Genomic DNA, 14,866 nt, shown 5'->3' with positions numbered 1-14,866 from the left:
TCGCGGACGGTCAGCGGCCCGAATTCACCCAGGTCACCATCTCACCGAGCACGCGCGCGAGCGCCGCGTCGAGACCCACGGCCGCGCTGCCGGCATCAACCTTCGGCACGGGAATGCGGGCGGTGAAGATGCGGGCGGCAACCACCTTGCCGCTGCCATCGGCGATCAGCTTGGCCGAGATGTCCACCACCGCCTCGCCGGAGCCGGCGGCGATGTCGAATGCCCGAATCTCGCTGATGAGCTGGTACTCGGAGACGACCTTGTCGCCGGGGCGGCTCACGGACTTGAGACGGCCGGAATTCTCGAGGCTCTGGATGATCCGGGTCTGGATCAGGCGCGGCAGGCGATCGGCCCACTGTCCGCCGCCGAGAAACGACAGGGCGCCGCCGGATTCGCGCACGATGATGCGGTCCGCCTCGAACGGCTGGATGCCCACCGGTTCGGCCACCACGATGGAGCGCGCCGACACACCCGTCCGGCCGCTGCGCGGCAGGGCGGCGAGGTCAAAGGTCAGCGGGACGGCGCCGCCGCAGCCGCCGAGGGCCGCCGCCAGCAGGCTCGCGCCGAGCGCGAGAGCGAGAGTGTGGTGGGTCATACGCAATCCGGACACAGCAGCACGACGGGCTGCTGGCGCTAAACTACGGTAAAGCTCGATTGGTGCCGTGCGGCGCGACACGTTCGGCCGGTAGCGGCGCGGATCAGCGACCACCGTTGTATTCTGGCAACGACGGCTTGCCGCCGAAGATCACCTGGGACGGATCGCGCTCGAGGTTCTTCACCGTGCGGTTGAGGGTGTTGAGGGTGCGCTGCCCATCGGTGGACAGGGCCTCGACCTCGCGCCGGCCGGTGCCGCTCAGGCGGTTGAAGCTGGTGGCGATGTTCGAGGTGCGCTTGTCCAGATTCTCCGACAGGGTGCGGAAGGCGCGGCCCGCATCGCGAACCGAGATCGCGGCCTCGCGCACCTCGGTGAAGGTGCTGGTCCCGGCCGAGCCCGAAGCGGAGCCGAGGAAGCCCTCGGCGCCCTTCAGCACCGCGTCCACCCGGTCGGCCGAGGCATCGAGCTTGGCCATCATGCTGCGCGCATCCTTGAGCGCGCCCTGGATGTCGGGGCTGCCGGCGGCGAGGGCCGCCGAGAACCGGTCGGCGTTGTCGATCACCCGGTTGAGCTTCTGCCCGTCGATGGCCTTGACCAGACCGCTCACCGCCGGACCGGCATCGGCGAGCGTCTTCGAAAAGGCCTCGACGTTGGCCAGCGTCCGCGTGATCGCGCCTTCGTTGCCGGCCACCACCTTGTCGAGGCGCTGGAGCACGTCGTCGGCGCGCTGGGCGATCTGCTTGGCCGCCGCCATCATGTCCTGGATGTCGGAACTGTCGGCGAAGATCGTCGGCATCTGCTCGCCCGAGCCGGGCGGCAGAACCGGGGAATCGGCGTTGCCGCCGGAAAGCGAGATCGTCGAGACGCCCGTCAGCATCGCCGAATCGAGGCGCGCGCGGGTATCGGCCCGCAATGGCGTGGTACGCTCGACCTCGACCACGGCGACGACCCGGCGCGGGTCCTGCGGCAGCAGGCGCACATCCATCACTTCGCCGACCTTGATGCCGTTGAAGGCCACGGTGGAGCCCTTGGCGAGCCCGCCGACGCTGCCGGAGAAGACGATTCGGACCGCCTGCCGGACCTGGCTGCGCGAGCCGCCCTGCAGCCAGAACACGAAGCCGAAGGCGGCCACGACCACCGCGAGGGTGAAGGCGCCGATCAGGGCGTAGTTTGCACGGGTCTCCATCGGATCAGCGATACTCCGAGACGCGGTTGAATGTGCAGTGCGTCATCGCACGCAGACTGGAGGCTGTGGATTCAAGCGGCATGGGACGCTCCGCCGGGGACGATGGCGCGGGCGCGCTTGCCGTGGAAATACGAGCGCAGCCAGGGATCGTCGCTCTCGAGCATCTCGGCGATGGTGCCCTGCGCGATGATCTGGCCGTCGCCGAGCGCGGCGATGCGGTCGCAGGCGGTGTAGAGGCTGTCGAGGTCGTGCGTCACCATGAAGACGGTGAGGCCCAACGTCTGCTTGAGCGTCGCCACCAACTCGTCGAATTCGCCGGCGCCGATCGGGTCGAGACCCGAGGTCGGCTCGTCGAGGAACAGGATCTCGGGGTCGAGGGCGAGCGACCGGGCGAGCGCCGCACGCTTGATCATGCCGCCGGAGAGTTCCGAGGGCAGTTTGTCGGCGGCGTCGGGCTTGAGGCCGACCATCTCGATCTTGAGGCGCGCGAATTCGTCGAGCAGGCGCTCGGAGAGGTGCAGGTGCTCGCGCATCGGCATCTGGATGTTCTGCTTGACGGTGAGCGCCGAGAACAGCGCGCCCTGCTGGAACAGCACGCCCCAGCGCTGCTCCATCTGCCGGCGCCGGGTGACGGTCAGCCCGTCCATGTCCTCGCCGAACACCGCGATGGTGCCCGAGCGTTTCGGCACGAGGCCGAGGATGGTGCGGGTCAACACCGACTTGCCCTGGCCCGACGGCCCGACGAAGCCCAGGATTTCGCCGCGGTAGATGTCGAGGTTCAGCCCCTTCATCACGGTCTTGGTGCCGAACCCGACCACGAGGTCGCGCACGCTGATGATCGCTTCGCGCGCAGAGGCGTCATCGCGCGCAGAGTTATCCTCGCGCGGAGCTGCGCGGGCGGTCGGCCGCTCGGTCTGGGTGAGTTGCTGATGCACGTGATCTAGAAATCGATAGCCGCGAAAAAGACAGCGAAGAGTCCGTCAAGCACGATGACCATGAAGATAGACTTCACGACTGAGGCGGTGACGTGGCGCCCCAGGGATTCGGCCGAGCCTTCCACCGCGAACCCCTCGATGGTGGCGATGATTCCGATGATCAGCGCCATGAACGGCGCCTTGATCAGGCCGACCGCGACATGGTGCAGGGAGACCGCCGCCTGCAGCCGCGCCAGAAACGCGTCGAGGGTCATCCCGCCATAGAGCGCCGCCGTGAGGCCGCCGCCGGCTAGCGCCGCGAGCGAAGCGAGGAAGGCGAGGATCGGCAGGCCGACCACCAGCGCCAGGATCCGCGGCACGATGAGGATTTCGATGGGGTCGAGGCCCATGACGCGCAAGGCGTCGACCTCCTCGCGCATCCGCATCGAGCCGATCTCGGCGGTGAAGGCGGAGCCGGATCGACCCGCCACCATGATCGAGGTGAGGAGCACCCCGAGTTCGCGCAGGATGAGCAGGCCGATGAGGTTCACGACGAAGCTCTGCGCGCCGAAGCGCTGGAGCTGGAAGATGCCCTGCTGTGCGACGATGCCGCCGACGAGGAACGAGATCAGGACGATGATCGGCACGCCGCGAAACGCCACCTGCTCGATCTGGTTGACGAAGGCGGTTCCGCGAAACGTGCTCGGGCGCGCCGCGACCCGGATGCAGGCGGTGACGACTTCGCCGAAGAAGGCGAGGCCGGTGACGATGTCCGATTTGGCGCCGACGGTCCGCACGCCGACATCGTGCAGGAAGCCGAGGACGCGGCCGCGTCGCGGTGGCGCGGGCTCGGCCGCCGGCAATCTCACCTCGCCCAGAAGAATTCGGTGTTCCGGCCGCGCGCCCGCATAGGCGAGGCTTCCGCCCGCCGCTTCGATCTCGCCGCGCGTGCGTTCGAGGACCCAGGCGCCGAGGGTATCGAGGCGCGCGACATCGGTGAGGTCGACGAGCACCGGTTCGCCGTTGGTGGCGCCCGCGATGCGTGCGGCTGCCGATTCCACGGCCGCCCCCTGGTCGGCGGTCCAGCGCCCCTTGAGCGCCACGCGTCCGCTGTCGCCTAGAATGACGATGTCGGCGACGTCCGGTTTCAAATTGGCCTCAAGCGAACGCAACGATGTGTCACTCCCGTTCGCCTGCGAGAAACGCAGAACGCGGTTACCGAACAGTGTCGGGATCACTCGGTGAAGCGGAAGTGCTGACCGAGAAATGGGGTGGTGTGAAGGCTGGCCTCGGCGCGATGCGCGCGGCGCGTGCCGCGAGGCACAGGCCGATCAACGCCAGCGGGGCCATCAACGCGAAGGTGAGCGGGCCACCACCGGCCTGGTAGGCCGCGCCGCAGACGAGCGTCGCGCTCGCCGATGCCAGCGCGTTGGTGGCGCTCACGGTACCCTGCGCACGGCCTCGGGCGCCGTCCGGGGCGTAGCGCGAGACGGCGGCCATGGCCCCGAGCTGCGTCGCGCCGAAACTGAGTCCGTGCAGCAACTGCAGCGCGATCACCGGTCCGAGCCGATCGCCCACCAGTGCCATCCCGATGGCGCGGATCAATGCGGCGATGCCCCCGAGGGCGAGGAGCCGGAACGGCGTGCGCCACCGCGCCGGGCAGCGTCCGATTCCGGCAAACAGGACGATCTCGGCCGCGACTCCGATGGCCCACAGGGTACCGATCCAGGCCGAGGGGATGCCGTGTGTGCTCCAGTGGATGCTGCCGAAGGCATAGATCGCCGCGTGGCTCGCCTGGATCGCCGCCGCCGCCGCGATGGCGAGCCACAGCACCGGCGGAAGGCGCGGCCGTCGGCCGTCGGTCGGGGCCGGTTCGGCGGGTGGCGTCGCGATCGTCGTCGTCCCCGCCACCGTAGCGGCGATCAGGGCGAGCGCGGTCAGGAGCAGCGGCACCGCGAGGCGCTCGCCGAAGGCTCCCAGGGCCGCGCCGCCCGCGAGGTTGGCGAGCAGGAATGCGATGGAGCCCGCCATCCGGATGCGGGCATAATCGAGCCGGGCGGAGCGGCGCACGGCGCCCAGGGTCATGTAGTCGATGCTCGGTACCAGGGGGGCGCCGGCAGCCGCGTTGAGGACGATCAGCAATGCCAGCACCGGCCAGCCGAGGCCGGCGGCCACCGGCATCAGCGCATAGGTGAGCGCCAGTGCCAGACTGCCGATCGTCAGCAGGCGGCGGGCGCCGACGCCGCGGTCGATCAGGCCGACGAGGGGCGCGGTCGCGACGATCTTCACGGCGATGGGCAGCGCGAGCAGGGCGCCGATGATGCCGGCCTCCAACCCGAGCGCGTTCAGCCAAACCGGCATGAACGGCATCGCGATGCCGATCTCGACGAAGACCACCGCGTAGAGCAGCGAGAGTCGGGCGGCGTTGGGGGCTTCCCGCACCATGTCTTGCGGGATGGACGGGTGGGACAAGGCGACCGTGCGGAAGGCTGGGGACCGCCTGCGGACGGGTCGCGGCGGCGGACACCCGTAAAGCCGGCGTTAAAACCGATCTGTCAATCTGATCGGGCTTGGACCCCAGCGACCGCCGGCGCCGGTTGCAGTCTACCCAAGGACCTGGATTTGATGTCGAGTTCCCGTTCGCTGACCTCGATCGACGTATCGGAATACGATCGTATCGAGGCGGCCATGACCGAGAGCGAGCGGGGTCGCTGGTTCCTCGACGAGTATGTCCGGCGCAACCGCACCACCGACACCGAGATTCTGCTCGGCGCCATCGCCCGGCTGGAGAGTGTGGTCACCGGCGATCGCGAAAGCGGCCAGATCGGCCGTGTCCGCGGCGACCTGATGGACATGGCCCACGCCATTGCCCGGACCAAGGCCGAGATCAACGCGATCAGCGCGCCCGACCACGAGCAGACCCGCCTCGGCGGCGCCTCGATGGCGCTCGACGCCATCGTGCGCTCCACCGAGCGGGCGACCTCGGACATCCTGAGCGCCGCCGAAGACGTCCAGGAGGCCGCCTGGACCTTGCGCGAATCCGGCTCGGACGCTGCCGCATGCGACACCCTCGACCGGCGCGCCACCGAGATCTACACCGCCTGCTCGTTCCAGGATCTCACGGCGCAGCGCACGGCGCGCATCATTCACACCCTGCGCTACCTCGAGGAGCGCCTGGCGGCGATGATGTCGATCTGGGGCGATGCCCTCGACACCGTGCCTCAGGCCCCCGGCGCAGCCGCTGCCCCGACCGCAGATTTGTCCCAGAGCGACGTCGACCGCTTCATCGACCTCGAATCCGGCCCGGCCTTCGACGAGGCGGCCCCGCCACGAGCCCTCCAGGCACTGGCGAGCGCCGACGACATCATCTTCATCGAGACCAGCGAGCCCGAGCCCGACGCATCGGCCGAGCCGGAATCTGAGGCCGTGGCGGAAGCGATCCCCGCCGCGGAAGAAGCCATGATTGTCGCTTCCCTCGACGAGATGGAGCCGGTCGGCGAGCCCGAACCGATCGTCGCGACGCCGCCGGAGAGCCCGGTCGAAAAGATCGATATCGCCGCAGCCTTCGCCGATATCGACGGGCTCAGCGACGACGAGAAGCGCGCGCTGTTCTCCTGACTTTATGGCTGTTCGACGCCTTCGCTCCTTCCACTGAGCATTGGTCAGTGCGCATCCCCTCTCCCCGCACGCGGGGAGAGGGACGCGACGACCGCGTCGTCGGCGCGTCGAGGCGGCAGCCGAGGGTGAGGGGGTGATCCCGAAGGAGCCTCCACCGACATCGCCCCCTCACCGTCGCTGCGGCTTCGCCTGCGATCCTCTCCCCGCAAGCGGGGAGAGGGAGGCTCTCACCGTCGTTCAGGTGGGTTCCGTCTGCGATCGCCCGGCCCCACACGAGATGGGGCCTCCTACAATCTTGAAAGCCGACGCGCGACCACGCTCTCCAGCCTGACGCCGGAGCTTAGGGTCCGGCCTCGTCGCGGCGTGGGGTCGCGGACGACGTCCGGCCGCGATCGGCGCGCGGCCTGCTACAAGGTAATCATGCCTCTCCACCTGCTGAAGCTCTGCGTCGGACCCGCCACTGTCGCGGACCTCGAAGAGCGTATCGCCCAGAACCGCGACTACGCCTTGAGCCAGGGGCGCGACCCGACCCCGTTCCACACCACCCGCATGGTCCCGACCCGCGCCGCCGAGATCGCGGGGCAGGGGTCGATCTACTGGGTGATCAAGGGGACGCTTCTGTGCCGCCAGAGCATTCTGGCGATCGACCCGTTCACCGACGCGGACGGGATCGGGCGTTGCCGGCTGATGCTCGATCCGGTGGTGCGGGCGGTCTCCCCGCGTCCGTGCCGCCCGTTCCAGGGGTGGCGCTACCTCAAGGCCGGCGATGCCCCGGCCGACATCGACGCCGCCACCGCCGGGGGCCTCGCCGAGATGCCGGAGGCCCTGCGCCGCGAATTGGCGGGTCTCGGTCTGATCTAATCGGTCTTGGTCCGTAGCCGAAACCAGCATCGCCGCGCTTCCCTGACGGAGCGCGGCGATCGCGTCTCTACGCGCCGTCGAAGCGGCCGCTGGCATGGGCGAGCATGGTGTAGACCTTGCCCGTCTCGGAGGTGAGGTAGGCATCCGCACGCGAAGAATCGCGGTCGTTCTTCGACACGTCGCCGAGCAGTCGCTCGAACTCGCCGACGTAGCGATCCACCGTCCGCCGGAAGTCGGCATCGCCGGTGTAGCGACGGCGCACTTCCTCGAAGGTCTGCCGGCCCTGCGCCGTGTAGATGCGGCGATCGAACAGGTTCGGCTCACCCCTGCGGTAGCGCTCCCACAGGTCCACCGCCGTCTGGTGATCGATCATCTTTCCGATATCGGCCGAGATCGTCTCCAGCGCCGTGCGCCCGCGCTCGGCCGCAGCCTTGCTGTCGGCACTGGCAGAGGCCGCCGGATTACCCTTGGCCGGTGCCGCCTTGGCCGGGGCCGGAGCGTCGTCATCCGACTCGTCGTCGAGGGAAGCCCGCGTCAGCAGATCCGAAAGCCAGCCGCGTTCGCCGCCGTTGCGGACGTCGTCGCGCTTCTGGCCTGCGGCGGGACGGGGCGCCTCGCCGGTGCGGACAGGTGCCGCCGCCGGCCGTGCCGCCGGCGCCGGGATGACCGTCATGGTCTGAGCCGGCTTTGCCGCTGGCGCAGTCTTGGCCGCCGGCGCAGTCTTGGCCGCCGGATTGGGCTTCGGGGCAGGGGCCTCCATTGTCGCCTGGGCCGGGGGCTGGACCTGAGCGGCCGCCTGGGGCGGTCGCGCCGTCGATGGTGTGACCTTGGGCTGCTCGGCCGCATCCACCGAACGACCGGACTTCGCCACCAGCGCGGACAACGCGTTGAGCGCCTCGATCTGGTCGGTGACGACCCGGCGCATCTCACCGGTGGCGTCCTGGGTCTCGCGCGGGATCTCGAGGACGCCGCGCTGCAGGTCCGCCCGGGTGGCGTCGAGCTCGCGCCGAATCTCGGCCGCCATCTCGCGCATCCCCGACACCGAGTCGCCGAAACGGCTCGATGCGGTCTCCAGCACCGACATCATCTGCTGCGAGGCGCTCTCGATGGCGGCGCGCACGGTCTGGGTCGTGCGCTCGCCGGCGCTGTCCGCTCCGGAGCGCAGACCCTCGAAGGCCTCGACCACGGTGCTGCCGGCGCCCTTGGCGACGTCGGACAGGTTCTCGCCGATGGAGCGTGCCCGCTCCTCGGCCGCCCGCAACGTCTCGCCGATCATCGCATCGAAGCGCGTGGTCTGCGCGTCCAGGGTGCCCGAGCGCTCCTCGATCCGGGCAAGGACGCCGGCGATGGCCTCCTCCCGCGTGAACAGGAGACGCGATAGGCGGCCTTCGGCGCTTTCCAGCGACCCGGCGGCCTGCGCCAGGGTGTCGGCGTGCACGCGCCCGACCTCGCCGAGGGACTGCCCGCGTGCATCGAGCGAGGCGGCGAGTTCGGCCGCATCGCGCAGGGCACCTTCGGCCACGCTCCTGAGCAGGCCGACCTGTTCGGCGACTCCGCGGCTGGCCTTGGCGGTCTCGCCGGCGATGCCTTCCAGGGCCGCCTGGACCTGATCGACCCGGTTCGCGAGCCCCGATTCGATGGCACCGAGGGTGTCGGTGGCGCCGGCGACGAGGTCGCGCAACGCTGCATTGGCGTCGTCGACACGGGTCAGCACGCCGCCGAGTTCGGTGCGGAGATGGTCGTTGGCGGCGTTGAGCGTCGCGATGGCCCGCGATGCGCCGGTATCGATCGCACCGAGTAAGGCTTCGGCCGAGGCGCGCGATTGCGCCGCCAGCGCATCGGTGCGTTGGCGGATCGCCTCCACCAGCGGCGCGCCGGTGTCGCGCAGCGCCAGTTCGATGGCATTGCCGCGGGCGTTCAGCGCCTCGACGAGGTCGGCGGCGGGGCCTTCGACAATGGCGCGCAGGCGCTCGGAATGACCGCTGAGCGCCTCGACATGGGTCCCGAACGCCGCGACCACATTCTGGCCGCGTCCATCGATGGTCTCGACGAGGGTGCCGCCACGCTCCTCGATGGCGCGCGTGATCGTCTCGGCACTCTCGGCGAGGCGTCGGGCCAGGGATTGGCCACGGGCTTCGACGAGGCTTGCCAGGGCCGTCGAGCGGCGGTCGAAGGCCTCGGTCATGGCCTGGTTGCGGCCGTCGATCAGCGAAGCCACGGCTTCGTTGCGCTGGTCGAGGGCCGCGGCGAGAGCCGCCGCATGGGCCTCGGCGAGCTCCGCATGGCGGCCGACCCGCTCGTCGAAGGCCGAGAGCATCGTCGCCGTGCGCTCGTCGACGAGGGCGGTATAAGCGTCCTGGCGGTCGTCGAACGCGCTCGCCAGTGCATCGCCCCGCGACGCGACCAAGGTTGCGAACACCTTCATCCGGTTGTCGATGCGGCTGGTGAAGGCCGCGCTGCGGCTATCCACGGTCTCGGCGAGTGCCGAGCCTTGCGCTTCGATGGTGCGGGCGAAGGCCGCCGCCCGGCCTTCCACGAGGCTGTCGAGGGCGCGCAGGCGCTCGTCGAACAGGGACACCAGCGCTTCGGCGCGGGCTTCGACGCCGTCGTTGAGCGATCCGGCACTGCGATCGAGCAAGCGATCCAGGCTGCCGAGGCGCTCGTCGAACAGAGCCACGAGGCCATGGGTCCGGGCGTCGACGCGGTCGGTGAGGGCGTCGGCGCGGCTGTCGACGATCCCGTCGAGGGCGCTCAGCATCTCGTCGAACAGGGTGCGCAGGCTCTGGGTCCGGCTGTCGACGGATTCGGCGAGGCGTCCGCCACGCTGCTCCACGAGATCGTGGAGGACGGAGATGCGCTCGTCGAACAGCGTCGCGAGGGTCCGGGTGCGGGTATCGAGGGTTTCGGAGATCTGCGCCTCGCGGCCGTCCACGAGCTGACCCAGGATGCCGATGCGGTGATCGAACAATGTTCCGAGAGCCCGTGTCCGGGCATCGACGGTCTCGGCCATCTCGCCGCTGCGGCGACCGACGACGTCGTCGAGGGCCTCGATCTGGCGGTCGAACTGGGTGACCAGGGTCTGGGTGTGCGTACCGATGGTCTCGGCCAAGCGCGCGCCGCGCTGATCGACGAGTTCGTCGAGAACGCCGATGCGCTGGTCGAACGCCGCCGTGAGGGCCTGGGTCCGGGCGTCGACGGTGTCGGCGAGGTTGGTCCCGCGCCGGTCGACGAGATCGTCGAGGGTGTCGATATGGGCGTCGAACATGCTCGCCAACGCCTTCGTGCGGGCATCCACGGCCTCGGCCGCGCTGCCGAGGCTCGCCTCGATGGTGTCGACGAGAATGCGTCCGCGCGCATCGAGGGTGTCGTGGAGCGGTCCGATCCGGTCGGCGAAGCTGGTGCCGAGGGTATCGGCGTGGTTGTCGAGGAGGGCGCGAATCTCGCCGGTCCTGTCGTCGAGAAGCTGGTGGACGGTGCGCACGCCCTCGTCGAGGAGCGAACTGATGTCCATGGTGCGCCGGTCGAGGGTGGTGCCGAGGCGGCCCTCGCCTTCGCCGAGCAGGCGCTCGGCCTCCGCGACCACGTCGCGCAGGCGGGTGAGGATCGTCTCGCCGCGCTGTTCGAGGAGCTTGCCGAGCGCATTGCTGCCGCTGTCGAACAAGCGGGCGAGTTCGGTGATGCGGCCGCCGAGCGCACCGAACACGGCGCGGCCCTTCTCGTCGAGTTCGCCGCCCATGGCAGCGGTGCGCTCGTCGATGAGCGAAGCCATCCGGTCGGCCCGCTCGGAAAAGGCGGAGCGGATCGCGTCGGCCTGACGGTCGAGGGCCTCGTTGGCGCCGCCGGTGCGCTCGACGATCATGTCGACGAGTTCGCGGGTGCGGGTCGCCAGATCCTCGTCGACGGCACGGGTGCGGCTCTCGATGAGGCGGATCGCCTCGAAGGCCTGCGCCCCGAAGCTCTCGTCGATGGTGCGGCTGCGGTCTTCCAGGGCGGCCCCGATGGCTTCCAGCCGGCCGAGGACTCCGGTGTCGAAGCGACCGACGCCTTCCTCGAGAAGGCGCGCGAGTTCCGTCGTCTGGCTGTCGAGGCGTTGCGTGACCGCCGACGTGCGCTCGCCGAGGGCGTCGCCGAGGCTGAGGCTGCGCGTGGCGATATCCTGCGCCATGTCGTCGGCGCGGGCATCGAGGGCCTGGATCAGGTCGCGGCCGCCCTCGACCATGATGCGGGCCATCTCGGCGGTGCGCAGGATCAGCGCCTCGTTGAGCGCCGTGGCCCGGGTGCCGAGCTGCCCGTCGATCTGGCCGACGAGGTTGGAGAAGGTCTCGCCGATCTCGCTCGAGCGCTTGGCCGAGCGCTCTTCCAAGGCGCCGAGCTGGGTCTCGACCAGAGCGTGGGCCTCGCGCGTCCGCTCAGTGATGGCGAGGGCGACGGCGTTGCCCTTGACCGTGATGACGCGGTCCATCTCCTCGAGCTGGACGGTGACGGTCCGGCTCAGGGATTCGGTGTCGCGGGAGATGCGGTCGGCCAGGATGTCGCCGCGGGCGATGGTGTCCTGCAGGGCGGCCAGCCGGTCGGTGAGGACGGCGTCGAACGACTTGGCGCGGTCTTCCGTCGTGTCGGCGAAGGTCGCACCGGTTTTCGTGAGGGCATCGTTGACCCGTGTGCCCTGCGCCGTCACCGCCCGTACGATTTCGAGCGCGGTGGTGGACAGCTGCGTCTGGGCATCCTGGGCTTGGCTGGCGATGAGGTCGGACAAAGTCCGCCCGTGATTGCCGAAGCTGGCCTCCACATCCCGGACGCGGGCGGTCAGGTCGCCGCCGAGGCCGTCGGCCGCGCGGGCGATGGTGCCGGCGGCCTCGTCGGCGCGCAGCGCCAATTCCTCGTTGATCGCGCGCAGGAGCTCGCGGAGAGCCTCAATGGAGGCTTCGGCGCGGGCACCCACGGCGCCACCGACGCCGGAGGCGGCGTGCTGCAGCAGCTCGGCGGCCTCGGCGGTGCGGGCCGAGAGGTCGCTCGACGTCGCAGCGAGGCGGCGCTCGAAGATCTGCACGGCCTCGACCGTGCGGGCCTCCAGTTCACCGGTGGCGCTGGCGGCCGAGCGGCGCAGGGCCTGGGCGGCCTCGGTGGTGCTCGCGCCGAGGGCGACGGTGGTCTCTTCCGCACTGCGGCGGAAGGTGTCGGCCGCAGCGGTGGTGCGGGTGCCGATCTCGTCGTTCAGGAGCGTGACGGCGGTGCGCAGCACCTCGAGGGCATCGACCGTGCGGGTCTCGAAGCCGCGGCCGAGCGCGTCGAGCGCGCCGTCGAGGGTTTCGGCCGCTTCCTGGCTACGCTGTGTCACGAGGCTGCCGACGCGCTCGCCGGTGGCGCTCAGCATCGTCTCCAGGCCGGTGCCATGCACGGTGATCGTCTCGTGCAGGCGCCCCGCCACGGTCTCGATCCGGTCGGTGAGGGCGCCGCCCTGGGCGTCGAGGCCCGACGCGATCCCCTCGATTGAACGGAGCAGGTTTTCGCGGACCGTGTCGGCGCGGGCGCCGAAGGTCTCGACGATGGCGCTCGCGGCCAGTGCCAGACCGGCCTGGACGTCGTGGCCCTGGGCCTCGATCCGGTCGGACAGCCCGTTGCCGTGGACCGTGATGGTCTCGTGAAGGCGGTTCGCCAAGCCGTCGATGCGATCGGCCAGGGTGGCGCCGCGGACGTCGATGCCGGCGGTGATTTCGTCCACCGAACCGATGAGGCCGTCGCGAAGCGCGGTGGTGCGATCGCCGAAGCGGGTGATGATCCCATCGGCAACGCGCGCGAACCCGGTCTCGGCGTCACGGCCACGGGTCTCGATGAGGTCGGAGAGTGCGGTGCCCTGCACCGTGATCGTCTGGTGGAGGCGTCCGGCCACGGTCTCGATGCGGTCGGCGAGCGCGTTGCCGCGATCGTCGATGCCGTTCGTGAGGCCTTCGACGGAGCGGAGCAGGTCGTCGCGCACGGTCTCGGCGCGGGCACCGAAGGTTTCGATGATTCCACTCGCGGCCAGCGCGAGCCCGGCCTGGGCGTCGCGGCCGCGCTCCGCGATGAGATCGGACACGCCGGTGCCCGCGATCTCGATCTCGGTGCGCAGGTCGGCGCTGCGGGCGGCGATGTCCTGCGTCAGGGTCGAACCGGTCTCGGCGAAGTGACGGCGCAGGGCGTCGCCGGTCTCGGCGAAGCGCGCGGTGATCTCGCCGCCGGTGTTGGAGAATTGCGTGGTGAGTTCGTTGCCGCGGGACAGGAAGGCGGTCTCGAGTCCGCGTGCGGAATCCTCGAACGTCTGGCGGACTTCGCCGCCCTGGCGGTTCAGGGCGTCGATGACGTCGGCGCCGGTCCGCGCCAGGGTGCGGGCGACCTCGCCGGCATTCTCCGCCAACGTCGTGGTGAGGATGCCGCCGGTGCGCTCGAAAGCCCGGGTGACTTCGTCGGCGCGGCTCTCCAGCGACAGGGTGAGGGCGGTGCCGACCTCAGCGAGGCTGCCGCGCACGCCCTCGCTGGTGGCTGAGAGACGCTGGACGAGGTCGTCGCCGCGACCCGAGACCAGTTCGACCACGCGGTCGCCGGCTTCGCCGAGCGCCGCCGTGATCGCGTCGCCGCGATGGCCCAAAGCCGCAGTGATCGCTTCGCCGCGCGCATCGAGGGCGCCGGTGACCCGGTCGCCGGCGCCGTTGACCGCCAGGACGATGCGCTCGGCGGCGCCGTCGAGTTCGGCCGTCAGGCTCTGATGGGTTCCCGCGATCGCTCCGCGCACCCGCTCGGCGTTGGCGACGATGGATTCGCGTTGCGCCACCAGCTCGTCGACCAGCGAGCGGATGCGGATTTCGTTCTCCGAATAGGCGCGCTCCAGGGTCGCGATCTCGCCGCGCACCAGGGTCTCGAGTTCGCCGGCCCGGGCCAGGGCCCGCTCGACGCCATCGCCGACGGCGGCGACTTCGCGGCGCACGGTCTGCGACATGGTCAGCACCGCGTCGGTGGAGAAATCCTCCGGTTCTGCGAGCCGGATCGCGACCTCGCCCACGGCGCGCGCCACCAGGTGCATCTCCTGAGCCCGCACCGCGAGCATCCCCATGATCGAGAACAGCACGAGCGGTCCGACCACGACAGTGGCGGCCACCGCGGCCTGCAGGGCGGTGAGCCCGTGGAAGAAGCCCTTCAGATCGCCACCGGACTGGCTCCAGGCGAGGCCGATGAGAAGGGCGACCCACAGGCCCGAGCCGAGTGCGGCGAGAAGATAGGGCGTTCGCGAGGTGCGCACCCGCAGGGTCTGCTGGAGAATGCCGATATTCTGGCGATCGTCGTTGGCCACCATCGAGCGGTCGGGGGGCAGCAGGCCACCTTCCCGGCGCGGGCGGTGCCGGTCGGGCGCGGCGAGATCCGAGGGCAAGGGCTGGTCGAGGTCCAGACGCGGCGGCGACAAGCGTCCGCTCGGATCGTGCAGGGCATCGCCATCGCCGACGTCGGGCAGGCGCGGCTCGACGCGCGACTCCGCGTCGCTGCCTGCGAACATGTCCAGGTTGAGAGCCTGTTCGATCGCCGACAGCGCAGCCTCGGCCGGATCCTTGAGCTTCTTTTCCGTGGCCATCAAACGCCTCGTTACGCGCGGTCCCCTCAACGCGCCGAGCCCGGCGGTGAAGGATACTTTTACCAGTTAACCAGGTAAGTTTAGACTTTGGC

The 14,866-nt window shown here is 70.1% G+C and carries 8 protein-coding genes; 2 read left to right on the top strand and 6 right to left on the bottom strand.

Annotated elements, in window-relative coordinates; genetic code table 11:
* Positions 1-10: 10 nt before the first annotated feature.
* From G3T14_RS06510 to G3T14_RS06490, 5 genes are all read right to left on the bottom strand, one after another.
* Positions 11-595 carry an ABC-type transport auxiliary lipoprotein family protein gene (locus tag G3T14_RS06510; protein ID WP_163641208.1) on the bottom strand — a complete coding sequence of 195 codons (585 nt, stop codon included), beginning with the start codon at positions 593-595 and terminating at the stop codon, positions 11-13.
* Between the two features lie 103 nt (positions 596-698).
* The gene (locus G3T14_RS06505; protein ID WP_163641207.1) at positions 699-1,781 is read right to left on the bottom strand and encodes an MlaD family protein; all 1,083 of its coding nucleotides are present in this window, start codon (positions 1,779-1,781) and stop codon (positions 699-701) included.
* A 71-nt stretch (positions 1,782-1,852) separates the two neighbouring features.
* A complete protein-coding gene (locus tag G3T14_RS06500) occupies positions 1,853-2,572 on the bottom strand; it encodes an ABC transporter ATP-binding protein (protein WP_204262679.1) in 720 nt (239 codons plus the stop codon).
* 149 nt (positions 2,573-2,721) lie between these two features.
* The gene (locus G3T14_RS06495; RefSeq protein ID WP_246732994.1) at positions 2,722-3,846 is read right to left on the bottom strand and encodes an MlaE family lipid ABC transporter permease subunit; all 1,125 of its coding nucleotides are present in this window, start codon (positions 3,844-3,846) and stop codon (positions 2,722-2,724) included.
* 64 nt (positions 3,847-3,910) lie between these two features.
* Positions 3,911-5,140 (bottom strand): MFS transporter, encoded by a 1,230-nt coding sequence (locus G3T14_RS06490; RefSeq protein WP_163641346.1) that lies wholly within the window; start codon positions 5,138-5,140, stop codon positions 3,911-3,913.
* A gap of 180 nt (positions 5,141-5,320) precedes the next feature.
* Between G3T14_RS06490 and G3T14_RS06485 the strand changes: the two genes are divergently transcribed.
* Both G3T14_RS06485 and G3T14_RS06480 read left to right on the top strand, forming a co-directional pair.
* Positions 5,321-6,313, top strand: a complete 993-nt coding sequence (locus tag G3T14_RS06485) for a hypothetical protein (protein ID WP_163641205.1) — start codon at positions 5,321-5,323, stop codon at positions 6,311-6,313.
* 420 nt (positions 6,314-6,733) lie between these two features.
* A complete protein-coding gene (locus tag G3T14_RS06480) occupies positions 6,734-7,174 on the top strand; it encodes a DUF1489 domain-containing protein (RefSeq protein WP_163641203.1) in 441 nt (146 codons plus the stop codon).
* A 67-nt stretch (positions 7,175-7,241) separates the two neighbouring features.
* On the opposite strand, the gene G3T14_RS06475 is transcribed toward G3T14_RS06480, so the two are convergent.
* On the bottom strand, positions 7,242-14,774 hold the full coding sequence (locus G3T14_RS06475; RefSeq protein WP_163641202.1) for a hypothetical protein: 7,533 nt from the start codon (positions 14,772-14,774) through the stop codon (positions 7,242-7,244).
* Positions 14,775-14,866: the final 92 nt, after the last annotated feature.

Origin of the sequence: Methylobacterium sp. BTF04 (assembly GCF_010692745.1) — a bacterium.
GTDB lineage: Bacteria > Pseudomonadota > Alphaproteobacteria > Rhizobiales > Beijerinckiaceae > Methylobacterium.
Note: the sequence above shows the minus strand (reverse complement) of the source record. Positions and strands in the feature narration are given on the sequence as shown.